The following is a 24,530-nucleotide window of genomic DNA, read 5'->3' as shown; positions in this document are numbered from 1 at the left end:
AGTGATTCATCTTTGAAAGACAACATTTTCAATGATGAAACACAGGCGCGCATCGGGACTTTCCTGCAGGAAGCCGACGACACCCGGATTTCCCCGGGGAATGGCGTTATTCACCTGCCATCCGGGCAAAGTGGCACCGATTTTGCATAAAGAGGTTCACCCTGGCATACAGACCAAGGGAAACAGGAGACAGAACGTGAAAGCCCTTCCCCAGCGGCGCGCCATGCGCGCGTCCGGCGTATTCAGCACATTCAGCAAAGTCAGCGCCCTTGCCGCCGCCTGTACCTTGCTCCTCTGCGCCACCGGCGCCCAAGCCGCCGACAGCAGCGACTTCCCCAACCGGGGGCCGATACGCCTGCTGGTCGGCTTCGCTGCCGGCGGCAGTTCCGATACGGTGGCCCGCATCATGGCGCCTGTGCTGTCCAAGAAGCTGAAGCAGAACATCATCATCGACAACCGGCCCGGGGCAGGCGGCAACATCGCGTCCGACGCCCTGATCAAATCCGCGCCCGACGGCTACACCATCATGCTGGGCACGATCGGCTCGCTGGCCGTCAACCAGCACCTGAGCAAGCTGTCCTATGATCCGGTCACCGACATGGCGCCCATCTCCCTGGCCGTGTCTTTCTCCAACGTGCTGGTGGTCAATGCCAACAGCAAGATCCACACGTTCGCGGACTACCTGCAGGCCGCCAAGGCGCCCCACTCCGATATGTCCTTCGGCTCGTCGGGCATAGGGAGCAGCGGCCATCTGGCAGGCGAACAGCTGAAGTTCGTGGCCGGCCTGCAAAACCAGCACGTGGCCTATCGCGGCGGCGCGCCGGCCACCAATGACCTGCTGGGCGGCACGCTGGCCTCGATCTTCGCCAGCCCCACCGACGCCATCCAGTTCATCAACGCCGGCAAGCTGCGGCCCATCGTCACGACCGGCCTGCAAAGGCTGGACGTCCTGCCCAACGTGCCGACCATCGCCGAATCCGGCTATCCCGGTTTCGAGGCCAACAACTGGTACGCCTTCACCGCCCCCGCGCGTACGCCCGCGCCGGTGGTCGAGGCCCTGAACCAGGCCATCGTCGCCACGCTGAAGGACCCGGAAGTCGACGCCAAGCTGAAGAAGCTGGGCCTGGACCCCGATCCCACCACGCCCCAGGAAGCCGACCGCTACATCCGCGCCGAGAGCGACAAATGGGGCGGCCTGATCAAGAAACTGAACATCAACCTTTGAACCACGGCCTTCGACATGCCTTCCACCATTGCTGAAAAAATCCTCGCCCGCCATGCCGGCGTCGATGAAGTCCAGGCCGGCGACATCGTGGTCGCCGACGTGGACTTCGCCATGGTGCACGACGCCCGTGCACCCAACGCCATCCGCATGGTCGACAAGATGGGCGCGCAGACGCTGCCTTTCGCGTCGCGCACCGCGTGGGTGCTGGACCACTATTCCCCCCCACCCAATCTGGCGGCGGCGCAGACCCACACCGCCATGCGCCGCTTTGCCGACGAGCACGGCAGCCCGCTGTACGACATCGGCGACGGCATCTGCCACCAGGTGCTGCCTGAAGGCGGCCACCTGACCTGTGGCGACCTGGTGGTGGGCACGGACACCCATTCCGTCACCTACGGCGCCTTCAACGCGTTCGGCACCGGCGTGGAAGGGACCGACGTCACCGCGGTGATGAAGACCGGCAAGGTGTGGCTGCGCGTGCCCGAAACCACGCGCGTCGAATTGACCGGCCGCCTGCAGGCGGGCGTCTGGGCCAAGGACGTGACGCTGCACATGCTGGGCCGCTTCGGCGCGGAAGGCCTGAACTACCACGCCATCGAATACGTGGGCGAAGCGGTGCGCGCCATGGAGATCGACGATCGCATGACGCTGGCCAACCACGCCGCCGAGCTGGGCGCCAAGGCGGCCCTGCTCGAAGCCGACGAGAAAACCCTGGCCTGGCTGGCGGCGCACGGCGCGCGGCCGCCCCGCCCGGTCTCCGCCGATGCGGACGCGCGCTATGCGAACCGCGTGACGATTGCCGGCGCCGACCTGGCGCCGCAGGTGGCGCGCCGCCACGAAGTGGACGACGTCGTAGCCGTGACGGAGATCGATCGGCAGAAGATAAATTTCGCGCTGATCGGCACCTGCACCAACGGGCGTCTGGACGACATCCGCCAGGCCGCCGCCATCCTGCGCGGGCGCAAGCTGGCGCGGGGCGTACGCATGATCGTGACACCGGCCTCGCGCAAGATATACCTGGATGCCGCGCGCGAAGGCTTGATCGAGATCCTCACCGCCGCGGGCGCGTCGTTCGAGGCCGCGGGCTGCGGCACCTGTGTGGGCATCACCAACCACCTGATCCCCGGCGACCACGAGGTGGCCATCTCCAGCGCGAACCGCAATTTCCGCGGCCGGCTGGGCAATCACGAGGCGGAAATCTGGCTCGGTTCCGCCGCGACGGTCGCGGCGTCCGCGCTGACCGGCTATATCACCGACCCGCGCACGGTCGATGGCGGACTGTGGAGGCCTGCCCATGTTTGATACGCACACCGACATCATCAGCGGTCCGGTCTTCGTGCTTGGCGACGACGTCAACACCGATACGCAGTGCTCCGGCAAATACCTGCCCGGCAAGGACGAGGCCTTCATCGCCGCCCAGGCCTTCGACGGCGTGGCGCCGGGCTTCGCCGGGCGTTTCCAGCCTGGCGGCATCATCGCGGCGGGGCGCCATTTCGGCATCAACTCCTCGCGCGAGCAGGCCGTGCACATCCTGCACCGGATGGGCGTCGCGGCCATCGTGGCGCCGTCTTTCGGACGCCAGTTCTTTCGCAATGCCATCAATAACGGGCTGCTGGTGATCGAGTACGACACCAGTGGATGGGTCGATGGTGACCAGGTCACCATCGACCTGGACGCCAGCGCGATCGAGGTGGCGTCCCGTGGGGTGAAGCAGCCGCTGCGGCCGTTGCCGCCGCAGATCCGCGCCATCTTGCGCGAAGGCGGCTTGATTCCGTACCTGAGCAAGCATCCGGATTGGGGGTTCACGCAATGACGGCAAGAATAGACAAGGCCGCCCGGCTGCGCCAGGACTTGCGCCAACGCCTGGAACGCGCGGGCCGCGGCGCCGCCACGCTGATCGCCCCCGGCGTGTACGACGCCTATGGCGCGCGCATGGTGCAGCACGCCGGGTTCGAGGCGGTCTACATGACGGGCAATGGCGTGTCGGCCAGCCTGCTGGGCAAGCCCGACGTCGGCCTGGTGGACCTGACCATGATCACCGCCCATGCCCGCCGCGTGGCGGCCTGCGTGGACCTGCCCTTGATCTGCGACGCGGACACGGGCTACGGCGCGGCCGCGGCCATCCGCCGTACCGTGGAGGAATTCGAGGCGGCCGGCGTCGCGGCCATCCACATCGAGGACCAGCAATCGCCCAAGCGTTGCGCGCAATTCCCCGGCGCGCGCGCCGTGCTGCCCTTCGACACCGCGGTCGCACGCATCGCCGCCGCCGTGGCGGCGCGGGCCCCGACCGGGCTGCTGGTGATCGGCCGCACGGATTGCGCGGCATCGATGGGCCTGGATGCAGCCATCGAACGTGCGCAGGCCTTCGCAACCGAGGGCGCGGATGCCGTCTTCGTCGAACTGAAAGGCCACGAAGGCGTGCTGGACGACATCCGCGAAGTCACTGAACGCGTACGCGTGCCCTGCATGTTCAACCTGGACTCCGGCGGCCCGATGGCCGCGCTGCGCAACGCCGACCTGGCTGAACTGGGCGTCGCGCTGGCGATCTATCCCGGCATGCTGCGCAACGCCCTGGGCTACACCATGCGCGAAGCCTTGGGCCACCTGCGCGTAGACGGCAACACCGCGGCCATGCACGGCCGCATGTTGAGCGGCGCAGAGTACAGCGACTACCTGGGCCTGGGGGATGTCGAGGCATGGGAGGGGCAGTACCCGGCGTAGAGCAGAGCCTCGTGGCTCCCCGGCCGGCGCCGGCCTGAGCCCGAGGAGCCAGGACTACGAAGAAGTCGGGCTTGCGAAGCAAAGGACTGGGAGCGCCCGGCATTCCATGAAAATTTCTTCACCTGTCTGATGGGCAACTGGAAGGCAACTTATCTATTCTGTCGATAATCGGTCCACCGGCAAAGACAGCAGATGAGTGCCAAAATCCTCACAATCGAAGACGACAGCGTAATCGCCAACGAGATCATCGGAGAACTGGACCGACAAGGATTCGATGTCGATTGGTCGCCGGACGGCCGGGATGGGGCCGCAAAAGCCTTAAGCGCTGCTTATGATGCGATAACGCTGGACCGAGTCCTGCCTGGCATGGATGGTCTGGCCATTGTCAGTTGCTTGCGCAGCAACGGGATCCATACGCCTGTGTTGATGATCAGCGCGCTCTCCGACGTCGACGAGCGCGTGCGCGGGCTGCGCGCGGGCGGCGATGACTATCTGACCAAACCCTTCGCCCTGGAGGAAATGACGGCACGTCTCGAAGTGCTGTTGCGCCGTCGCGTGGAACCCGCTCGAGGTAACCCCGCTTTGCTGCGCGTGGGCGAGCTGGAACTGGATCTGATTGCCCGCAGCGCCAGCTGCAACGGCCAGCACCTGAAGCTACTGCCCACTGAATTCCGTCTACTGGAAATATTCATGCGCCATCCAGGCCAGACGTTGACACGCACCATGATCTTCGAAACGGTCTGGCACATGCATTTCGACCCAGGCACCAACCTGATCGACGTGCATGTCGCGAGGCTGCGCAAGAAAGTCAGCAACTTCGCGGGACCGCAGATACGAACCGTCAGGGGCTTCGGCTATGTCCTCGATTAGCAGCATGAAGCGCTGGCGCACGACGCCCTTCCGCCTGTTCCTGGTCTACACGGCCATCTTCATCATTTCGGTGGGGAGTTTACTGGGACTGGATTACTGGCGTTCCGCCGCCTACATCGCGCAACAGGCGCGCAACATCATCGGCTGGGAAGCACGTTACCTGCGGGCGCTGCGCCCCGAGCGCCTGCCCGCCGAAATCAACCTGTTGTCACGCGACGTACCTCAGCGGGTCAATTACTACGGCCTCTTCGCACCCGACGGCTCGATCATTGCGGGAACCATCGCCGCGCCGCCGCCCACCATTCCGGACGATCACTTTCTGCATCGAGTGGAGGCCAACCTACTGCCTGCTTATGCCGGTGACGTCGCGGATGCCCTGGCCATGGCCGTCGTGCTCAAGAACGGCAACATGCTGGTGCTGGTCCGCGACGTGGGCGAGATCACGCAGTTGCGTGACACACTGTTGCGCAGCATGTTGTGGAGCAGCCTGGCCATCGCTTTGACCGGGATGGGACTGGGATGGTTATACAGCTTGCGCCAATGGCGGCGGATTCGTGCCATCCAGCAGGCGGCCGTACGCATCGCGGGCGGCAACATGAGCGAACGACTGCCAGCTGGCGGCCGCGATGAACTGGCCCTGCTGGCGAACATCGTCAACGGGATGCTGGACGACATCGGACGCCTGATGGGAGAAGTAAAAAGCACAAGCGATGGCATCGCCCATGACTTGCGCACCCCTCTCGCTCGCCTGCATACGCTGCTGCGCCATCTATTGCAGGATGCAGCGCCCAAGGATCGCGCAATGCTGGAGCAGGCGGTCGGGCAAACCGACCAATTGCTGCTGCGTTTCTCCGCCATCCTGCGCATATCGGAGATCGAAACCATGAATCGCCGAAGTAACTTCAGCGAAGTGGATCTCGATGAATTGCTACACGAAGCCGCCGAGCTTTATGAGCCGCTGGCTGAGGACAAGCATATGACGCTGGCGATCCATACCGAAGACACAGGCCGCATCTTGGGAGATCGGGCCTTGCTATTCGAGGTGCTGTGCAACCTGGTCGACAACGCGATCAAGTTCACGCCCGTTGGCGGCAAAGTGATGCTGGCGTTAAGCATGACCCCTCACGGCCCCTGCGTGTGCGTCTCCGACAGCGGCCCCGGTATCGATGAAACCGAACGCGAGTCGGTGGTGCAGCGCTTTTACCGCAGCCCCGGCGTACGCGACCTGCCTGGATCCGGCCTAGGTCTGTCCATCGTATCGGCAATCCTGCACCTGCACGACTTCCGCCTGCGGATCGCCAGCGCCAATCCGGGCACGCGCATGATTGTGCAGTGCTGGCCACAGGTCTCGAATTGAGCGAGGCAAGCCACATGTTCTCAGCAGGCGCCGCCGCAACGCCATGAACCTCTCCCGTCCATTTATCGCGCGTCCGATAGGAACCGCGCTGCTTGCGCTCGCGCTCGCGGCCGGTGGCGTCGTCGCCTGCGCCGTGCTGCCGGCCGCACCATTGCCGGAAGTGGAGTACCCGACGATAAGCGTACGAGGCTCTCTACCGGGCGCCGATCCGGAGACCATGGCGAACGCCGTGGCGACACCGCTGGAGCGGCGCCTGGGCCGCATCGCCGGCGTTACGGAAATGACGTCGGCTAGCGCTACCGGCTACACCCGCATCGTCCTGCAGTTCGACCTGGATCGCAATATAGACGGCGCCGCCCGCGACGTCCAGGCAGCCATCGATGCGTCCAAAGGCGACCTGCCGAAGGATATGCCTCAGAACCCTACCTATTACAAATCCAATCCTGCCGACGCGCCCATCATGCTGCTGGCGTTGACGTCGCCGACCAGGCCGCGCACGGACCTCTTCGACGCAGCTTCCACCGTGTTGCAACAGCGGCTGTTGCGCACCGCGGGTGTGGGCGAAGTCGGGGTCGGTGGCGGCGCCCTGCCCGCCGTTCGCATCGATCTGGACCCGCAACGCCTGAACCAGCAAGGCATTGCCCTGGAAGACGTGCGCCGCTTTCTGCTGGGCAGCAGTCTGTCCCGAGCGCTGGGTGGCATCGACATCCAGGACAAGCGTTACACCTTGCGCGGCAACGACAATCCGCTCCGGGCGGAAAACTATGCCGCATTGCGTTTCCGTACGCGCGACGGGAGCGTCATCCGAATCTCCGACATGGGCACGGCGCGCGAATCGGTGGAAGACCTGCGCAATTTCGGTGTGGCCAACGGCCACGCGGCAGTTCTGCTGGTGGTCTACAAGCAGCCAGGCGCCAACATCATCGACGCGGTAGCGGCCATCAGGAACGATCTGCCGCTCCTGCGCGCCGCCATCCCTCCCGACATCGATATTTCCGTCATCGGCGATCGTACGCCCGCCATCCGCGCGTCACTGGCCGACATCGAATTCACCCTGCTTACGTCCATCGTCTTGGTGATCCTCGTCGTATTGGCTTTTCTACGCAGCTGGCGCACGGCGCTCATTCCCGCGGTGGCGGTCCCGCTGTCCCTGCTCGGCACGGCAGCCGTCATGACAATGCTCGGCTTCAGTCTGAACATCCTGTCCCTGATGGCGCTGGCGATCTCCACCGGCTTCGTCGTCGACGACGCCATCGTGGTAGTGGAGAACATCGGACGCCACCTGGAGCAGGGCCGGACACCGCTGCAGGCCGCGCTGAACGGCACCCGGGAAATCGGCTTCACGGTCGTGTCCATCACGGTATCGCTGATCGCCGCCTTGATTCCAATGCTGTTCATGGGTGGCATCGTCGGCCGGCTGTTCCGTGAGTTTGCCGTGTCCCTGGCCGTCGCCATCGGCCTGTCGATGGTGATCTCGCTCACCTTGACTCCCATGATGTGCCGCACGCTGATGCGCCCGCTGGACCGCTCAATCCGCGCCGCGACGCATCGTCCACCCTCCCGGGCCATGCGTTTCTACGCCATCACTCTGGACTGGGCCCTGGATCACCATATATTCCTGGCCATGGTCGCGGTGCTGATTACCGTGGCCAGCGGCCTGCTGTACGGGTTCACGCCCAAGGGATTCTTTCCCGCCGAGGACACCGGCCGCATTACAGGCAGCCTGTATGTATCGCAGGATCGCTCGTTCCTGGACGTACGCGACAAGTTCCAGCAAGTGGAGGATCTGCTCAAGCAGGATCCGGGCGTGGCGAACGTGGTCGGCTATGTCGGCACCGGTTTGGCGCCCAATGAAGGCACCGTCTACATGTACCTGAAGCCTGCGGCGACGCGCGCAGCCTCCGCCGACGAAATCATGCGCCGCATCCAGGCAAGCGTTGCGCACGTCCCGGACGTGCATCTCTACTTGAAGCAATCGCAGGACGTGGTAATAGGTGGACGGCAAAGCGCCGGGCAATACCAGTACACGTTAACCGCCGACAACGCTCAGGACATCCTGCGTTGGGCGCCCACCGTCCAGGGCATCATCCGCCGCATCCCGGGCGTCATTCAGGTCACCAGCAACCGTGCGACCGGCGGCCGGCAATCCTTTCTCGAAGTGAACCGCACGGCGGCCGCCCGTTACGGCATCAGCGTCGACACCATCGACCAGACGCTGTACGACGCCTTCGGCCAGCGGCGGCTGTCGGTTCTGTACCATCCCGCCAATCTTTACCGCGTGGTGATGGAGATCGATCCAGATACCTGGAACGACCCGGCCGCCTTGGGCCAGCTGTGGGTTCCGGGCAAGGATCACAGCCTGGTTCCCCTATCCATGCTGACCCAGGTCTCGACCCGGCGCGCGCCCTTGATCGAGAATCATACTGGGCAGTTCCCCTCCGAGACCATCTCCTTCAACCTGGAACCGGGCGTGCCGCTGGGCGATGTCACGGATGCCATCCAGCAAGCCGTGGCGCGGTCCCGCCTGCCCACGTCCGTGACCGGAAGCTTCAGCGGCACGGCGCAGGCATTCGAACAGTCGCTCAAACAGGAGCCGCTGCTTATTGCCGTGGCACTGGCCGTGGTGTACCTGACGCTGGGGATTCTCTATGAAGACCTGATTCATCCCTTGACGGTCCTGTCTTCGCTTCCCCCCGCGGGACTGGGCGCATTGCTGACCCTGGCCGCATGCGGGATGGAGTTGAATGTCATGGCCTTGATCGGGTTGATCCTGCTTATCGGCATCGTCAAGAAAAACGCCATCATGCTGATCGATTTCGCGCTTGCGCTGCAACGAGAGACGGCCTGCGGCGCGCGCGCCGCCATCCGGCAGGCCTGCCTGACCCGAGCCCGCCCCATCATTATGACCACCATGGCTGCGTTGCTGGGCGCCCTGCCGTTGGTCTTCGGCTCCGACTACGGCGCGGAATTCCGACGCCCCCTGGGGCTGACCATCATCGGCGGGCTGGTCCTCAGCCAATTCGTCACGCTCTACACCACGCCCGCCATCTACCTGCTGCTGTCCCACCACTCCCGCTCACCGGAACGCTAATCATGATTAAGAAAGCCATTCCAGCCGCCGTGGTGCTGCTGGCGCTCGTCGCCATGGGTCTATACGCCCTGCATCCGGCGCCCGCCCCGGCCACGGTCCGCCCGCCCCTGCCTGTCGGTGGCGAAGCCGCCGCGTTGGCCAACGTTCCCGTATACGTCGAAGGACCGGGCACCGTAGCGCCCGAACGGACCGTAATCGTGCGTACGCAGATCGCCGGGCTGCTGGAGAGCGTGCGATTCAAGGAAGGCCAGGCCGTGCATGCGGGCGACATCCTGGCCACCATCGATTCCCGCTATCTCCACGCCAAGCTCCGGCAGGCCGAGGGACAACTGGCGCGGGATCGTGCGCTGATGGGCAACGCCCAGCGCGATCTGGAACGTTACCGGCAAGGGGCCGCGGCCGGCACCGTGACGCGGCAGACGCTGGACACCCAGGCGGCGCTGGTAGCCCAGTACCAAGGCACACTCACCACGGACCAGGGGGTGAAAGAAGAATTCGAAGTACAGCTGAGCTACTGCACCCTGACCGCTCCGGTCGACGGCATAGTGGGCCTGCGCCATGTCGACGCTGGCAACTACGTCCAACCGGGCGACCCGGGCGGCATCGCCACCGTCGTGACCGACGCCCCCATCACCGTGGTCTTCCCCTTGCCGGAACGAGACGTGACCAGCCTGGCGAGCGCGCTACGGAAGGATGGCCGACTACCCGCCAGCGCCTTGGACGACCGCGGCCGCCGCGAGCTGGCCACTGGCTATCTTGTGGCCATAGACAATGCGGCGGATGCGGGCACGGGAACGGTCAGGATCAAATTGCTGTTCCCGAATGCGCAGGGCGAACTCTTCCCGAATGGCTTCGTCAACGCCCGTGTACGGGTGCGCTTGCTCCAGAACGCGCTGGTGGTACCCACCCGCGCCATCCGGCATGGAAATGCCAGCGACTTTGTTTACGTTATCAAGGGTGGCGCGGCCGCAATACGATCTGTCCACACGGGGCCGCAGGCAGGCGACAAGACTGCGCTCGTCGGCGGCGATGTCCACGCTGGGGACATCGTCATTACCGACGGAGTGGGACGCGTCGCGGATCACATGGCCGTCACGATGACCACGGCCGCTGGAGGTCAGCGCGAATGAATCTCTCCCGTCCTTTCATTACCCGCCCGATCGCCTGTGGCTTGCTGGCGGTCGCCGTCACCGCCGCCGGACTGCTGGCCTACCGCGTCCTGCCAGTCTCCGCCTTGCCGGAAGTGGACTACCCGACCATCCAGGTCTATACGCCCTATCCCGGCGCCGCAGCCGATATCGTCAGCGCCACCGTGACCGCGCCGCTGGAACGGCGGCTGGGACAGATGCCCGGGCTGACACAGATGGACTCGACCAGTGCGAACGGCGCGTCGACCATCACGCTGCGATTCGACCTCAAACTGGACATCGATGTCGCCGAGCAGGAAGTGCAGGAAGCCATCAATGCGGCCGCCACGCTGCTGCCGCCGGTCCTGCCCTACCCCCCGGCTTACAGCAAGGTCAATCCCGCGGATCCGCCCGTGATGACGCTGGCCCTCACGTCAACGACCATGCCCTTGACCGAAGTCGAGGACCTGGCCGATACGCGTGTCGCGCAAAGGCTGTCCCAAGTATCCGGCGTCGGCCTGGTCAGCGTTTCCGGCGGGCAGCGTCGCGCGATACGTGTGGACGTCAACATGGCCGCCTTGAACGGCCGCGGCGAATCCCTGGAAGGCGTGCGCGGCGCGGTCGCCGCAGCCAACGCAAACCTGGCGAAGGGAAATCTGCAAGACCGCCATACGGCATTCAGCATTGGCGGCAATGACCAGATGCAGGACGTCGAGGACTACGACAAGCTGATCCTCGATTACAAGAACGGCGCACCGGTATCCCTGTCAACGGTCGGCGCCGCTCGCATCGGGGCCGAGGATAGCCAACAGTCAGCATGGGTCAACAATCGGCCCGCCATCATCCTGACCATCCAGCGCCAGCCTGGCGCCAACGTCATTGCGCTGGTGGACCGCATCGAGGAACTGCTGCCGCAGCTGCGTGCTGCCTTGCCCCAGGCGGTAAGCGTGGATGTGCTGACCGATCGCACCGAGAGTATCCGCAAGTCCATCCATGACGCGCTGGTCGAGCTGGTCATGGCGGTGATACTGGTGGTGCTGGTGGTGTTGCTCTTCCTGCGCAACGGCCGCGCCACGCTCGTGCCGGCGGTCTGTGTGCCGGTGTCGATAGTGGCGACCCTGGGCCTGCTGCATGCTTTCGGTTTCAGCCTGAACAATCTGACGCTCATGGCGCTGACCATCGCCACCGGATTCGTGGTGGACGATGCCATCGTGGTCGTGGAAAACATAAGCCGATTGATGGAGTCGGGGATGTCCGTGGTGCAGGCAGCCATCGAAGGCGCTCGCCAAGTTGGCTTCACCATCGTTTCCCTGTCCGTCGCGCTGGTGGCGGTGCTGATACCCCTGCTTTTCATGAACGATCTGCTGGGCCGGCTATTCCGCGAATTCGCTGTGACGCTATCGGCCGCCATCCTTGTGTCAGCCTTCGTATCGCTGACATTGACGCCTATGATGTCCGCGCGCCTGCTGCGTCCGCTCGCACACGATGCAAGGGGCGCACACGGCGCGCCGGAGCAACAGGCCGGTGGCGTATTCGCAGCGCTCGTGGAAGGCTATGCGCGCATGCTCCGAGGGGTGCTGCGCCGCCGCGCCCTGGTCCTGCTCACTCTGTTGTTGACCACCGTGGCGACCGTCACTTGTGTCGTCTTGATTCCCAAGGGCCTGTTTCCCCGTGTAGAAAGCAAACTGCTCGCAGGGGCAGTGCTGGGCGATCCGACGGGGACTTTCGCGGCCATGGCGGCCCAGCAACAACAAGTAGGCCGCACACTGTCGGCGGACCCGGCGGTGGCATCGGTCGCCGCTTTCGCCGGCATCGGCCAGGGCAATGACAAGTTGAACACGGGGCGCTTACAGGTTCAACTCAAGAACGACGCCGCCGACCTGGGCGGCGGTGATGCGCTGCTTGCGCGGCTGGCACAGCGCCTGCCCGGCGGGGAACAGCCACTGATCTTGCTGCGTCCCGTACAGGATCTGATGCTGGATGACCGGCCGTCGAACACCAGCTACCGCCTGGGCCTGCAATCCGCAGACACACAAGCGGTGCGTGATCGGGCGGCCCGCCTCGTCCAGGCGGTCAAGGCGGACCCTATATTCACCGACGTGGCAAGCGACGCCTTGCAGGACGGCAACCAGATCTACCTGGACTTCGACCGCGACGCCGCGTCGCGCCTGGGCATCTCCCAGCAACAGATCGACGACACCCTGTACGACGCTTTCGGGCAGCGGCCAATATCCACGGTATTCACCGCCTCGAACCAATACCGGGTGGTCATGGCGTCCATCGATAAGCTGCAATCCCTCAACGAGTTGGGGCGGCAGATTCGTGTCACGGCTGCAGCGGGAGGCCTCGTGCCCCTGACGCAACTGGCGCGAGCCAGCGTACGCGCCGTCCCGCTGACCATCCAGCGCCAGGACCAGTTTCCCTATGCGGATGTGTCGTTCAACGCCCTGCCGTCGATATCCATGGACGAGGTCTTACGGCACGTCGCCCGAATCGAGCAGGATCTTCGCTTGCCGCTCGACGTGCAGGCAGGGCTTGAAGGCGAGGCGAAGATTTTTGCGTCATCGGGCGCCAACCAGATCTTCCTTTTCCTCGCCGCGATCTTCGTGGTCTACATCACCCTGGGCGTCCTGTACGAGAGCGTCGTCCATCCAGTCACGATTCTGTCGACCCTGCCGTCCGCCGCCCTGGGCGCATTGGTGGCGCTGTGGCTGTGCCGCCTGGGCCTGGACGTCATGGGTCTGATCGGCATCATCCTGCTGGTCGGCATCGTCATGAAGAACGCCATCATGATGATCGATTTCGCGCTTGAGCTGGAACGGCGCGACGGCATGGCGCCCGCTGACGCCGTGCTACAGGCGGCCACGCTGCGGCTGCGCCCCATTCTGATGACCACCATGGCGTCGGTGGCGGGCGCCTTGCCGCTGGCGTTCGGCACGGGCGTGGGCGCGGAGCTGCGCCACCCCTTGGGCATCGCCATCATCGGCGGCCTGGCCGTAAGCCAATTACTTACGCTTTTCTCCACGCCAGTGATTTACCTGGCGCTGAGCGGCGGCCATACCTTGCGGCAAAGCCATAGGGAGTCAACAGCATGAAGCGGCGCGCGGCTTTCCTGCATTTTCTCGCTCGCCCCCTGATGACGCTCCTCGCGCTATCCAGCCTGTGCGCATGCTCGCTGAGCCCGGCATACGTCAAGCCGGACATCGCGCTTCCAGCAGCGTACAAAGAAGACGTTCATTGGCACACCGCCTCTGCGTCAGCCGCCGCTGCGGCGCCGGGTGACGCTTGGTGGCGACGCTTTGCCGATCCTGATCTGGATCGGCTCGAAGCGCGGGCCATGGCGGCCAATCAGTCGATCGCCGCTGCCGTCGCCGACTTCGGCAGCGCCAACGCCATCGTCGCCCAGGCCCGATCGGCAACACTGCCGTCCGTGACCGCCACCACGGGCGCGAGCCGTAGCCGGGAGACCTCGGCGGAAGAGCGGGAGAATCGCTATACCTATTACCCATTCACGGCCGTCCATGCCATCGTGGCGGCCAGATGGGAGCCGGATATCTGGGGTCAGGCGCGCAGCCGGGTCGCCGCGGCTAATGCCTCCAGCGAGGCGGTCGCCGCCACCGTGAATGGGGTGCGCCTGAGCATCGCCGCGGCGTTGGCGCGCGCCTATTTCGACATGCGCGCCAGTGACCTCGATCTCGCGACCCTGGCCGAACAATGCGCACAGGCGACTCAACTGCTCGACATGGCCAAAGATGCGCAGGCTGAGGGGCTGGCTGATGAGGATACGGTGGACAGCGAGCGCAATGTCCTCGATCTCTTGATGGCAAGCATCACCAACGAAGAAGCCCGGCGCGCACGCGACGAGCACGCCATCGCGGCCCTTACGGGCGGTACGCCCGCCAGCCTGTCGATCAAGCGCGTCGCCGGCTACCGCCTGCCCACGCCCGACGTACCGGCGGGCTTACCATCTTCACTGCTGGAACGGCGGCCGGACATCGTCAAGGCCGAACGTGATGCCGCCAGCGCCAATGCGGCAATCGGCGTTGCACGTGCCGCTTTCTTTCCCGACTTGATACTGGGGGCGGACGTCGGCGGCCAGAACTCGAGCCTTGCCGGTCTGCTTGGCACTCCCGCTCGCGTGTGGTCGCTGGGGACCAGCCTGGCGGTCTCTTTGTTCGACGGCGGCACGCATTCCGCCCGCCTGGATCAGGCGCATAAAGACTTCGATGCCGCTGCCTCGCGCTACCGGGCCACCGTGCTCGCCGCCTTGCAGGAAGTGGAGGACGCGCTGGCGACCCAGCATGGCACGGATCAGGCCGCCCGTCATGCGCTCGAGGTGTTCACGCGTTCGACGCAAGTATTGGAGCGTCAGCAAGCGCAAGCGCAATTCGGCTTGGCGACCGCGGCCAGCGTCGCCCATGCGCGCATGGATATGCTCGACGCCCGCCGCCGGTGGGCGCAAAGCCAAGCCGCAGCCACGCAGGACCGCATCACACTTGTCCTGGTCACCGGAGGAAATTAGAGACCCGCTATCGCTTTCATCCAACCATCGACGAGTGGTCCGGAAGAAGCGCTCCCTTTATCGCTTGGCCTTTTTGGCATCATTTTTGCTTGATAGGGATGTATGTGCACAATGTTTTAAGAATTGTGCACTATTTTGGAGCAAGGAGAAAACCGGCTCCTTATGTCCACATCACCACGACCGGGGCGTCGCGCGTCAAGGGGAATCGCATGAAATCGGCATCGAGTGTCACACGCAGGAGCATCATCAAAGGGCTGTTCGCAGCCCCTCTGGCGGCCGCACCACTTTGGACGCATGCACAAAACAAGGGCAAGGAACTGGTGGTCGGAGGCGCCGGCAGCCACAAGGCTTTCCTCGATCCGCTGATACCGGTGTTCGAAAAGCAGACCGGCTGCAAGGTGCTGTTCGAAGGCACCCGATCGCTGGTCAACCTGGAAAAGATGGTCAACAACAAAGGCCATCAGTACATGTCCGTGGTCTTGATGGACGACCCGGTGATGATCCAGGCCATCCAGGAAGGCGTGCTGGACAAGATGACCGCCGCTCAAGTGCCCAGCCTGGCCAGGCTCAAGCCCGGGACGGTGCACATGGACGGCATGTGGGCCAATTACATGCAGTCGACCACGGGAGTGGCGGTCAACACCGCGCAAGTGCGGCAGATTCCAAGCTATGCCGACCTCTGGACACCCGCCTACAAAGGCAAGCTGATCATCCCTTCGCTACAGAACACCGAAGGCCTGGCGATGTTCCTCGTCGCCGCCGCGCTGGAATCCGGCAAGCCGATGAAGGACGCCCAGTACGAGCCCGACGCCGCCTTCCGCAAACTCAAGGCGCTCAAGCCCAACCTGCTGACCGTCTACACGCAACTACCGCAAGCGCTGAATCTGCTGGAGCAGGGAGAAGCCACCGCCATCGGCGGCATGATCGGCTTCAACGCGTTCGAACGTAAAGCCAAGGGCGCGCCGATCGACCTGGTGCTACCCAAGGAAGGCGGCATGGCCATGCCCACCGGCATCGCCAAGGTCAAGGGGGGCCCCGAAGCCGAACTCGCCGACGCCTTCATCGAAGCCATGCTGGGGGCATGGCAGAAGCAGATCGCCGACATCTCCTTGGCCCTGCCCACCAATACGACCGTGGCCGCGCCCGCCGGCGTGCCCAAGGGCGAGGTGTTCATCCCCGATTGGAACTACATCAGCGAGCAACGCAAGGGCTGGGTCGAACGCTGGGACCGCGAGATGGCGCTATGAGCGCCCTGCACCTGACTGGCGTCACCAAGCGCTACGGTCGCCAGACCGTGGTCGACGGGCTCGACCTGTCGGTGGCCTCGGGCGAGTTCCTGTCGCTGCTGGGCCCTTCGGGTTGCGGCAAGACCACTTTGCTGCGGCTGATCGCGGGCCTTACCCCCTGCGACGACGGCAGCATCACCGTCGATGGCACGGACCTCACCCGCGTTGCGGCGCACCGCCGCAACATCGGCGTGGTGTTCCAGAACTACGCCCTGTTTCCCCACCTGACCGTGGAAGAGAACATCGCGTTCGGCCTGAAGGCGCACGGGCTGCCGCGCGATGAACGCGCGCAAAGAGTGCGCGCGGTGCTGCAGTCGGTACAGCTTGCCGCGTTGGCCGACCGGCCCGTGGCCGCGCTGTCGGGTGGCCAGCAACAACGCGTTGCCGTGGCTCGCGCGCTGGCGACGCGGCCGCGCCTGATCCTGCTGGACGAACCGTTGTCCGCGCTGGACCGCAAGCTGCGCGAACACATGCAGATCGAACTGCGGCGGATTCTGCGCGATGCCGGCATTACCGCCATCTTCGTGACGCACGACCAGGACGAGGCCCTGGTCATGTCGGACCGTATCGCCTTGATGAACGGCGGCATCATCGAACAGCTCGACGTACCGGAAGCGATCTACGCCAAGCCGCGCACGCTGTTCGCGCTGAATTTCGTCGGGCTGTCCAGCCAGTTCGAAGGCCAGGTGGAAGCCGCCGCGGACGGCATGGTTAGCGTGAAGACGCCACAGGGTTCGATGAAAGCCCCCTCGTCCGTAGCCGTGGGTAGCCGCGTGGTGCTGGCGGTGCGGCCCGAATCCATCTGCCTGGGCGACGCAGCGCCAGCCGGTGGCAATGCCAACACGCTCCAGATGAAGGTGAGCGACACCGCGTACCTGGGAGCACGCAGACTGATCTACATGGATACAGCCGCAAGCACCCAGAAAGTCGTGGCCGAGCTTTCAGCCCAGACCGGCTGCGCGCCCCGCCCCGGCGACAGTGTCGCGCTGGCCTGGCCGGTGGCGCAGACGCTGGTGTTCCCCGCGCCGGAGGCCGCATGAGCGAAGCTGGCACAAGGCCCTCGGTCGCCCCCGCCACACTGGCGGCGCCGGCGCCAACCCTGGCCCCGGCGCCGGCCCACAAGACGGCCGGCTCCCGCTACGGCATCGGCTGGCTGGCCCTGCCCGGCGTCAGCTACCTGCTGCTCGTCTTCGCGCTGCCGCTGGTGTTTCTCCTGGCGACCAGCCTGCGCGCCACGGATGGCGGCTTCAGCCTGGGCGGCTATACCGCCTTCTTCAGCGACTCCTATCATCTGACGGTCATCTGGAATACGGTCAAGATCGCCGCCGGCGTGACGGCCATCTGCCTGCTGATCGGCTACCCCGTGGCCTTTGCCATGGCACGCGCATCACTGGCCGTACAGGGCCTGATGTTCCTGGTCCTCATCCTGCCGCTGTCGGTGGGCGTGGTGGTCAAGAGCTTCGCCTGGACCATCCTGCTGCGCAGCAACGGGCTGCTCAATATGACCTTGCTGAAGCTCGGGCTGATCGACGCTCCGCTCAGGCTTCTGTTCAACGAACGCGGCCTGGTGATCACCGCCGTCCACGTGTTCCTGCCCTTCATGGTGCTGCCCATCTTCACCGTGGCACGGCAGATCGACCGGCGCTTGACCGATGCCGCCGCCACGCTGGGCGCGGGCGCGATGTACAAGTTCCGCCATGTCGTCTGGCCCTTGTCCGTGCCCGGCGTCATCACCGGCTGCACCTTCGTCTTTTCGATGGCGGTATCCATGTACGTGATACCGGCACTGGTCGTGGGCGACCGTTACCAGACCCTGCCCGCGCTGGTGGCGCGCGCCTACTTGTTCATGCGCGACCGCCAGGCCGGTTCGACCATGGCCGTCGTGCTCCTGGCGCTGGCCGTGCTGATCGTTCTCATCAGCAGCTGGCTGGCGCGCCGCGTCGATGCGCGCCTGGCGCCGGCGGATAAAAACAAGGGCACATCATGAAGACCGACAAACTTACGCGCGCCGGCGGCAGCCTGATGCTGCTGCTGGTGGCCATCTTCATGCTGGCGCCCCTGGTCGTGGTGGTGCTGGTTTCCTTCAGCAGTTCTCCTGTCTTCAACCTGCCCGCACCGCAGTGGTCGTTGCGGTGGTACCAGGCTGTGCTGCACAAGGACGGCCTGGGCCAGACGCTGCTGTTGTCCGTGAACGTAGCGTTGGCATCAACGGCCGCCGCGCTGGTGCTGGGAACCCTGTGCGCCCTTGCGATCGCGCATGGCCGCTTCAAGGGGCGCGACGCGTTGCTGGCTTTTCTCGTGTCGCCCCTGCTGATGCCGGGCCTGGTCATCGGCGTAGCGCTGCTGCAGTTGCTGCGCGAGCTCGGGCTGCGCGACGTGCTCAGCGCGCTGATCATCGGCCACATCGTGATCACCCTGCCTTATGTCGTTCGCACGGTGCACGCCAGCTTGGCGCTATTCGACATGCGGCTCCTGGAAGCGGCGCGCACGCTGGGCCTGTCGCCCGCGCGGGCGGTGCTGAAGGTGATGGTGCCGGCGCTGGCACCCGCCTTTCTCACGTCGGGCCTGTTCGCCTTCCTGGCGTCGATGGACAACTACCCCATCTCGATCTTCCTGACCGATGCGCGGCAGAAGACGCTGCCGATCGAGATCCTGCGCTATCTCGAAGAGTCGCCCGATCCCACCATCGCCGCGCTGTCGGCCGGCTTGATCCTGCTGGCCATCATTGTGCTGTTCATCACCGAACGGCTGGTGGGCATGCGCCGCCTGGCCCAATTCTGAATCCTGACGTTGACCATGAGTACGCCTGAACCCATTCCTGCCCCATCCACTTCCTCCCGCGACTTCGTAGGCTACGGCGGCCGTCCGCCCGCCGTGCGCTGGCCCGGCGATGCACGGGTCGCCGTCTCCTTCGTCGTCAACTTCGAGGAAGGCGCGGAATTCTCCATGACCGATGGCGACCCGCGCAACGAAGGGATCTACGAAGTGATCGATCCCCAGCCCATGCCGGACGCGTGCATCGACAGCCATTTCGAGTACGGCACGCGGGTCGCTTACTGGCGCATCGACGAGCTGTTCGCGCAGTACGAGAAGGTCTACACGCTGAGCGCCTGCGGGCGGGCGGTGGAACGCTCGCCGTGGCTGGCGCGGCACGCCACCGAACGCGGTCACGAGCTTTCGGCGCATGGATGGCGCTGGCAAAAACATGCCGGGCTGGCGGAGGCCGAAGAGCGCGCTTTCATCGTACGCACCCGGCGCGCCATCGAGGCCGCCACGGGACGCGCGCCCGTCGGCTGGCACACGCGGTCCAATCCTTCGCCGCATACGCGCCGGCTGCTGGCCGAAGAAGGCTTCCTGTATGACAGCGACGCCTACAACGATGACACGCCCTACATCCTGCCGGTGGCAGGCCGCCGCCACGTGGTGCTGCCCTACGCCTTCGACACCAACGACATGCAGTTCCAGAACACCCAGCGCTTCGACACCGGAGACGCTTTCGCCAACTACGTCTGCGCTGCCTACGACTGGCTGAGCCGCGAAGGCGCCACGCAGCCCCGCATGCTGTCCATCGGGCTGCATCTGCGCATGATAGGCCGGCCGGCGCGCATGGGCGCTCTCGAACGCATCCTGCGGCACATCGCGGAATCGGGCGGCGCCTGGGTGGCGACGCGTGAGCAGATCGCGCGGCACTGGCTGGACCATGCCGGCTAAACTGCTGCCATGAAAGACCAGGAAGAGGCGATCTACGCCACCATCTCCCGCGCGCTGCTGGCAGGCGAACTGGCGCCCGGTTCGCCGCTGCGCGAGACCGCGCTAGCGGAGGTATTCGGCGTCAGCCGCGAACGCATGCGCAGGATCCTGCTGCGCCTGGGCAACAACCAGCTTATCGAGCTGATACGCAATCGGGGCGCCTTCGTCGCGGCGCCATCGCTGGCGCAGGCGCGCGAGATATACGAGGCGCGGCGCATACTCGAAGGCGGCATCGCCAGCCATCTGGCGTCCAGCTTGAGTCCGCGGGATATCGAACGGCTGCAGGAGCATCTGGCCAGGGAAAATGCGGCGCAGGAAGGCGGTGACCGCGCGGAATCGGTACGCCTGTCGGCGGAGTTCCATGTGCTGCTGGCACAGGCCACCCGCAGCGCCTTCGTGCTGCAGCAGGTGCAGGAACTGGTCAGCCGCACTTCCATGCTGGTGGCGGTATTCGAGCCGGCCCGGGCCTCGCAGTGTGCCTGCGACGAGCACCGCGACATCTTTACCGCCCTGCTGTCGGGCGACGGCGCCGCGGCGTCGCGCAGCATGCGCACGCACCTGTCGCTGATCGAAACGCGGCTGCGACCCGGTGTCGCCGCGCCGTCCAGGGACGCGGTGGAAACCTTGAGCGCCATGTGGGCGGCGCACCTGGCGGCGGGCAGCGCCGCCGCGGCATCGGCTTCTACCGAACCATGACCGTCCAGCCCTGATACGCCAGCACGAAAACACCGTCCTATGCGCCCCATCCTGCTCATCAACCCCAACTCGTCGGCAGCAACGACGACGATGATGCACGGCATCCTGCGCGCTGCTCTCCCGGTGACGGTAGCAACGACCAGCGAGACGGCAACGCGCGGCCCGTCCATGATCACGACGCCGGCCGAACTGGCCGTGGCTGCCGAGGAAGTGGTCAGGATAGGCCGCGCACGGGCCAACGACGTGGCGGCCATCATCGTGGGGGCCTTTGGTGATCCGGGCCTGGACGCCCTGCGCGCAGTGGTGGCCATTCCCGTGACAGGCCTGGGGGTAGCCTCCTTGCGCCTGGCCGCTGACGGCGGCCGCCGATTCGGTGTGGCAACGACCACGCCGGGTCTTGAAACATCGATCGCGCGGACCGTCGACCGTCTTGGGCTGACCGCGTTTTTCACCGGAACCCGACTTGCCGCGGGCGATCCCTTGGCGCTGGCCAATGATCCCGAGCAGCAGGAAGAACGACTTGCCCTGGCTGTACGGACATGCATCGAAACGGACGGCGCCGCAGCGGTGGTAATAGGCGGCGGCCCGCTGTCCGCCGCGGCAGCAAGCCTCGCCCCGCGCTTCCCGGTCCCCGTCATCTCCGCAGTCGAAGCCGCCGCGCTCGAGGTGCGCAGGCAGCTCGTGAACGCCCGCTAACGCTGCTTGAACTGGGTCTTCAGATGGCCCAGCCAGTCTTTCAAGCGGTCGATGTCTTCCAGCAGGCGCAGTTCCATCGCCATGTCCCGGATGTGATCACGTAGCCCGGCCACGTCCTTGCGCAGGATGCGCAGGATGGTGTCGGGTTCGATGGCGCTGGACGGCCGCAAGCCGTAGGAGCGTCGGAATCCGTCCTCCAGGTGACGGATTTCCTCGTCCAGGTCGCCTAGTTGCTCCTTGAGTATCTGGTTGTAGTGCCTGAGGCGCGCTTCGTCGAGATTCCCGATCCCATTGCTGGAATGCCGGGCAATGTGTTCCAGTTCCAGCCGCAACTCCAGCAGCCTGAGCAGATCCTTTTTTTCGTAAGCCCGGTTGGCTTCCTGCATCAGCGCGGTCTTGCGTACGCGCTCATCAGGGTCCGGCTCACGGTCGGGATGCCAGGCGCTGGCAAGCTTGCGGTACACCTCGCGCAGGGATTTACCGGCTTCCGCCTGCGCGGCTTGCAGCAACGCGGCGGCCTGTTGTTGCGCCGACTGCGCCGCGGGCTTGCCAGCGGCCTGCTTTGCTGCCTGCTTTGCGGCCTGTTTCTCCGCTCGCGCCTGCTCGCGCGCCGCCCGCGCCTGCTCCTTGGCCGCCTCGCGCACCAGCCGTGCCTGCAATTCCGCCTGCTCGTATTGCAGCAATTCGTCGGACGACGCCGCTGCGGAATCTGAACGCCAATCTCGTAGCGGATCCGACTCCACACCCTCCCCCGTTCCGGCACCGGCAACATCGTCGGCCACCGGCTTGCCGGAATGGGCCCGAGCCGCGGGAGCAGCCTCGCCCCCGCCGTCCTGGTCGGGCCCGGCATGCATATTCCGGATGGCCTTCAGGCCCGCGTCGTCGCTCTCCTCGACCAGACGTCCAGCCATCCGCGCGATCAGGTCCGACAGCGTCAACCGTTCCGCCTTGGTCAGGCTCTTGTCGTCGAAGGCGTCGTTGAGCCGATAGACCATCCTCACCTGCAGATCCGTCGACTCGCGTGCCAGCGGCAGCAATTCGTCGGCGTACTGCTTGTGGAAGACGTTCTGCATCGTTTCCCAAGCGCGCAGCCGCGCGCGCCGCGCTTCGATCTGCCCGGTGAGGGAGTTGAATAGCTGCTGGTCGCCGGACAGATGCTTGTCGTGCCCAGGCACGATACTGACCACCCGTTCGTTCACCTTGCCCATGGTGGTAATCTCACTCGCCTGGCTCGAACACCGGCCCAATTTCAAATCCGAACTGGACGCCGCAACGCCGACGCCACAATGAATAACCCCCGGAAACCGGACCTGGGTCCAGTTTCCGGGGGCTACGGAAACGACTGCTTCCGCTTACTTCTTCCGCGTCGGCGGCAAGTCGGTGCAGACGCCTTCAGCCACTTCCGCGGCCATGCCCACCGATTCGCCCAGCGTGGGGTGCGGGTGGATGGTCTTGGCGATGTCCACGACATCCGCGCCCATTTCCACGGCCAGCGCCAGTTCGCTGATCAGATCGCCGGCATGCGTGCCCACGATGCCGCCGCCCAGGATGCGATGGGTTTCAGCATCGAACAGCAGCTTGGTGAAGCCTTCGTCGCGGCCATTGGCGATGGCACGGCCGGAAGCAGCCCACGGGAACACACCCTTCTCGATCTTCACGCCCTGCTTCTTGGCTTCGTCTTCGGTCAAGCCCACCCACGCCACTTCCGGATCGGTGTAGGCCACCGACGGAATCACGCGAGCATCGAAGAACGACTTTTCACCGGACGCCGCTTCGGCCGCCACATGGCCTTCATGCACGGCCTTGTGCGCCAGCATGGGCTGGCCGACGATGTCGCCAATGGCGAAGATGTGCGGCACGTTGGTGCGCATCTGCTTGTCGACTTCGATGAAGCCGCGATCCGTCACCGCGATACCCGCCTTGTCGGCGCCGATCTTCTTGCCGTTGGGGCTGCGGCCGACGGCTTGCAGCACCAGGTCATAGCGTTGCGGCTCCTTGGGTGCGCCCTCGCCCTCGAAGGTGACGTAGATGCCGTCCTTCCTGGCCTCCGCGCCCACCGTCTTGGTCTTGAGCATGATGTTGTCGAAGCGCGGCGTATTCATCTTCTGCCACACCTTGACCAGGTCGCGATCCGCGCCCTGCATCAGGCCGTCCAGCATTTCCACCACGTCCAGGCGCGCGCCCAGCGTCGAATACACCGTACCCATTTCCAGGCCGATGATGCCGCCGCCCACGATCAGCATCTTCTTCGGGATGCTGCGCAGGAGCAGCGCGCCGGTCGAATCGACGACACGTTCGTCATCGGGCAGGAAAGGCAGGCGCACGGCCTGGCTGCCCGCCGCGATGATGGCGTTCTTGAAACGGATGGTCTGGGTCTTGCCGTCAGCCGCCTTCACCGTCAAGTGATAGGGATCGGCGAACTCACCCACCCCGGTCACCACGGTGACCTTGCGCATCTTGGCCATGCCGGCCAGGCCGCCGGTCAACTTGCCGACCACGCTGTCCTTGAAGCTGCGCAGCTTGTCCAGGTCGATCTTCGGCTCGCCGAAGGTGACGCCGTGATCGGCCAGCGCCTTGGCTTCTTCCATGACCGCCGCCACGTGCAGCAGCGCCTTGGAAGGAATGCAGCCGACGTTCAGGCATACACCGCCCAGCGTGGCATAGCGTTCGACCAGGACTGTCTTCATGCCCAGGTCGGCGGCGCGGAAGGCGGCCGAATAGCCGCCAGGGCCCGCGCCCAGCACCAGCATGTCGCATTCCAGGTCGACGCTGCCGGCATAGCTTGCCGCGGCAGGCGCCGCTGCAGCGCCACCCGAGCCAGACGGCGCGGCATTGGCCGCCGGCGGCGGCGCCGGCATCTTGGGCGCTTCGGCGGCGGGTGCAGCCTTGCTGGCGGCAGCGGGTGCCTCGGCCTTGGCGGGGGCCGCAGCAGCAGCATCGCCCGCCTCCAGCTCCAGCACCACCGAACCCATCGCGACCTTGTCGCCAACCTTCACCTTCACCGACTTCACCACGCCGGCTTGCGACGACGGGATCTCCATCGACGCCTTGTCCGATTCGACCGTGATCAGGCTCTGTTCGGCCTTGATCGTATCGCCCGCGGCCACCAGCACTTCGATGACTTCCACTTCCTTGAAGTCGCCGATATCGGGTACCTTGATTTCCACCGTATTGCTCATAGGGCTCCCC

General features: G+C 65.2%; 19 protein-coding genes. 17 read left to right on the top strand and 2 right to left on the bottom strand.

Annotation, left to right across the window (positions count from 1 at the left end; all coding sequences use genetic code 11):
* Positions 1 to 196: 196 nt before the first annotated feature.
* From CEY05_RS00395 to CEY05_RS00315, 17 genes are all read left to right on the top strand, one after another.
* Positions 197 to 1,225, top strand: a complete 1,029-nt coding sequence (locus CEY05_RS00395) for a tripartite tricarboxylate transporter substrate binding protein (RefSeq protein ID WP_158219225.1) — start codon at positions 197 to 199, stop codon at positions 1,223 to 1,225.
* Positions 1,226 to 1,240: 15 nt separating this feature from the next.
* Positions 1,241 to 2,527, top strand: a complete 1,287-nt coding sequence (locus CEY05_RS00390) for a 3-isopropylmalate dehydratase large subunit (protein WP_088595423.1) — start codon at positions 1,241 to 1,243, stop codon at positions 2,525 to 2,527.
* Complete coding sequence (locus CEY05_RS00385) at positions 2,520 to 3,038, top strand: 3-isopropylmalate dehydratase (RefSeq protein ID WP_088595422.1); 519 nt, start codon at positions 2,520 to 2,522, stop codon at positions 3,036 to 3,038. The genes CEY05_RS00390 and CEY05_RS00385 overlap by 8 nt, the downstream gene beginning before the upstream one ends.
* Positions 3,035 to 3,946 (top strand): oxaloacetate decarboxylase, encoded by a 912-nt coding sequence (locus tag CEY05_RS00380; protein ID WP_088595421.1) that lies wholly within the window; start codon positions 3,035 to 3,037, stop codon positions 3,944 to 3,946. The genes CEY05_RS00385 and CEY05_RS00380 overlap by 4 nt, the downstream gene beginning before the upstream one ends.
* A 192-nt stretch (positions 3,947 to 4,138) precedes the next feature.
* Positions 4,139 to 4,816 (top strand): response regulator transcription factor, encoded by a 678-nt coding sequence (locus CEY05_RS00375; RefSeq protein ID WP_088595420.1) that lies wholly within the window; start codon positions 4,139 to 4,141, stop codon positions 4,814 to 4,816.
* Positions 4,803 to 6,173, top strand: a complete 1,371-nt coding sequence (locus CEY05_RS00370) for a HAMP domain-containing sensor histidine kinase (RefSeq protein ID WP_158219224.1) — start codon at positions 4,803 to 4,805, stop codon at positions 6,171 to 6,173. The genes CEY05_RS00375 and CEY05_RS00370 overlap by 14 nt, the downstream gene beginning before the upstream one ends.
* Positions 6,174 to 6,216: 43 nt before the next feature.
* Complete coding sequence (locus CEY05_RS00365) at positions 6,217 to 9,264, top strand: efflux RND transporter permease subunit (RefSeq protein WP_088595418.1); 3,048 nt, start codon at positions 6,217 to 6,219, stop codon at positions 9,262 to 9,264.
* Between the two features lie 2 nt (positions 9,265 to 9,266).
* Positions 9,267 to 10,394: an efflux RND transporter periplasmic adaptor subunit gene (locus CEY05_RS00360; protein ID WP_088595417.1), complete on the top strand. Its 1,128-nt coding sequence runs from the start codon at positions 9,267 to 9,269 to the stop codon at positions 10,392 to 10,394.
* Positions 10,391 to 13,486, top strand: coding sequence for an efflux RND transporter permease subunit (locus CEY05_RS00355; protein ID WP_088595416.1), 3,096 nt, complete (start codon positions 10,391 to 10,393; stop codon positions 13,484 to 13,486). Before CEY05_RS00360 ends, CEY05_RS00355 begins: the two co-directional genes overlap by 4 nt.
* Entirely contained in the window at positions 13,483 to 14,913 is a 1,431-nt protein-coding gene (locus tag CEY05_RS00350; protein ID WP_088595415.1) for an efflux transporter outer membrane subunit, read from the top strand. The genes CEY05_RS00355 and CEY05_RS00350 overlap by 4 nt, the downstream gene beginning before the upstream one ends.
* Before the next feature lie 209 nt (positions 14,914 to 15,122).
* The gene (locus CEY05_RS00345; RefSeq protein ID WP_088595414.1) at positions 15,123 to 16,160 is read left to right on the top strand and encodes an extracellular solute-binding protein; all 1,038 of its coding nucleotides are present in this window, start codon (positions 15,123 to 15,125) and stop codon (positions 16,158 to 16,160) included.
* Positions 16,157 to 17,239 (top strand): ABC transporter ATP-binding protein, encoded by a 1,083-nt coding sequence (locus tag CEY05_RS00340; protein ID WP_088595413.1) that lies wholly within the window; start codon positions 16,157 to 16,159, stop codon positions 17,237 to 17,239. The genes CEY05_RS00345 and CEY05_RS00340 overlap by 4 nt, the downstream gene beginning before the upstream one ends.
* The gene (locus CEY05_RS00335) at positions 17,236 to 18,186 is read left to right on the top strand and encodes an ABC transporter permease (protein ID WP_233161292.1); all 951 of its coding nucleotides are present in this window, start codon (positions 17,236 to 17,238) and stop codon (positions 18,184 to 18,186) included. The genes CEY05_RS00340 and CEY05_RS00335 overlap by 4 nt, the downstream gene beginning before the upstream one ends.
* Positions 18,183 to 18,980: an ABC transporter permease gene (locus CEY05_RS00330; RefSeq protein WP_088595412.1), complete on the top strand. Its 798-nt coding sequence runs from the start codon at positions 18,183 to 18,185 to the stop codon at positions 18,978 to 18,980. The genes CEY05_RS00335 and CEY05_RS00330 overlap by 4 nt, the downstream gene beginning before the upstream one ends.
* A gap of 15 nt (positions 18,981 to 18,995) precedes the next feature.
* Entirely contained in the window at positions 18,996 to 19,910 is a 915-nt protein-coding gene (locus CEY05_RS00325) for a polysaccharide deacetylase family protein (RefSeq protein ID WP_088595411.1), read from the top strand.
* 9 nt (positions 19,911 to 19,919) lie between these two features.
* Entirely contained in the window at positions 19,920 to 20,645 is a 726-nt protein-coding gene (locus CEY05_RS00320; protein WP_088595410.1) for a GntR family transcriptional regulator, read from the top strand.
* A gap of 39 nt (positions 20,646 to 20,684) precedes the next feature.
* Positions 20,685 to 21,341, top strand: coding sequence for an aspartate/glutamate racemase family protein (locus CEY05_RS00315; RefSeq protein ID WP_088595409.1), 657 nt, complete (start codon positions 20,685 to 20,687; stop codon positions 21,339 to 21,341).
* Here the strand turns inward: CEY05_RS00315 and CEY05_RS00310 are convergent.
* Together CEY05_RS00310 and lpdA are read right to left on the bottom strand one after the other, a co-directional pair.
* On the bottom strand, positions 21,338 to 22,549 hold the full coding sequence (locus CEY05_RS00310) for a J domain-containing protein (protein ID WP_088595408.1): 1,212 nt from the start codon (positions 22,547 to 22,549) through the stop codon (positions 21,338 to 21,340). The genes CEY05_RS00315 and CEY05_RS00310 overlap by 4 nt on opposite strands.
* Before the next feature lie 144 nt (positions 22,550 to 22,693).
* Complete coding sequence (gene lpdA, locus CEY05_RS00305; RefSeq protein ID WP_088595407.1) at positions 22,694 to 24,520, bottom strand: dihydrolipoyl dehydrogenase; 1,827 nt, start codon at positions 24,518 to 24,520, stop codon at positions 22,694 to 22,696.
* Between the last annotated feature and the right edge of the window lie 10 nt (positions 24,521 to 24,530).

Origin of the sequence: Achromobacter sp. HZ34 (assembly GCF_002209485.1) — a bacterium.
GTDB lineage: Bacteria > Pseudomonadota > Gammaproteobacteria > Burkholderiales > Burkholderiaceae_B > Bordetella_C.
This window is presented reverse-complemented; position numbering and strand designations above follow the sequence as displayed.

Coding starts and splice junctions, on each gene's coding strand:
- CEY05_RS00375 (WP_088595420.1), top strand. CDS start 4,139: ATGAGTGCCAAAATCCTCACAATCGAAGACGACAGCGTAATCGCCAAC.
- CEY05_RS00390 (WP_088595423.1), top strand. CDS start 1,241: ATGCCTTCCACCATTGCTGAAAAAATCCTCGCCCGCCATGCCGGCGTC.
- CEY05_RS00365 (WP_088595418.1), top strand. CDS start 6,217: ATGAACCTCTCCCGTCCATTTATCGCGCGTCCGATAGGAACCGCGCTG.
- CEY05_RS00335 (WP_233161292.1), top strand. CDS start 17,236: ATGAGCGAAGCTGGCACAAGGCCCTCGGTCGCCCCCGCCACACTGGCG.
- CEY05_RS00370 (WP_158219224.1), top strand. CDS start 4,803: ATGTCCTCGATTAGCAGCATGAAGCGCTGGCGCACGACGCCCTTCCGC.
- CEY05_RS00320 (WP_088595410.1), top strand. CDS start 19,920: ATGAAAGACCAGGAAGAGGCGATCTACGCCACCATCTCCCGCGCGCTG.
- CEY05_RS00330 (WP_088595412.1), top strand. CDS start 18,183: ATGAAGACCGACAAACTTACGCGCGCCGGCGGCAGCCTGATGCTGCTG.
- CEY05_RS00380 (WP_088595421.1), top strand. CDS start 3,035: ATGACGGCAAGAATAGACAAGGCCGCCCGGCTGCGCCAGGACTTGCGC.
- CEY05_RS00315 (WP_088595409.1), top strand. CDS start 20,685: ATGCGCCCCATCCTGCTCATCAACCCCAACTCGTCGGCAGCAACGACG.
- lpdA (WP_088595407.1), bottom strand. CDS start 24,520: ATGAGCAATACGGTGGAAATCAAGGTACCCGATATCGGCGACTTCAAG.
- CEY05_RS00360 (WP_088595417.1), top strand. CDS start 9,267: ATGATTAAGAAAGCCATTCCAGCCGCCGTGGTGCTGCTGGCGCTCGTC.
- CEY05_RS00355 (WP_088595416.1), top strand. CDS start 10,391: ATGAATCTCTCCCGTCCTTTCATTACCCGCCCGATCGCCTGTGGCTTG.
- CEY05_RS00340 (WP_088595413.1), top strand. CDS start 16,157: ATGAGCGCCCTGCACCTGACTGGCGTCACCAAGCGCTACGGTCGCCAG.
- CEY05_RS00385 (WP_088595422.1), top strand. CDS start 2,520: ATGTTTGATACGCACACCGACATCATCAGCGGTCCGGTCTTCGTGCTT.
- CEY05_RS00345 (WP_088595414.1), top strand. CDS start 15,123: ATGAAATCGGCATCGAGTGTCACACGCAGGAGCATCATCAAAGGGCTG.
- CEY05_RS00310 (WP_088595408.1), bottom strand. CDS start 22,549: ATGGGCAAGGTGAACGAACGGGTGGTCAGTATCGTGCCTGGGCACGAC.
- CEY05_RS00325 (WP_088595411.1), top strand. CDS start 18,996: ATGAGTACGCCTGAACCCATTCCTGCCCCATCCACTTCCTCCCGCGAC.
- CEY05_RS00350 (WP_088595415.1), top strand. CDS start 13,483: ATGAAGCGGCGCGCGGCTTTCCTGCATTTTCTCGCTCGCCCCCTGATG.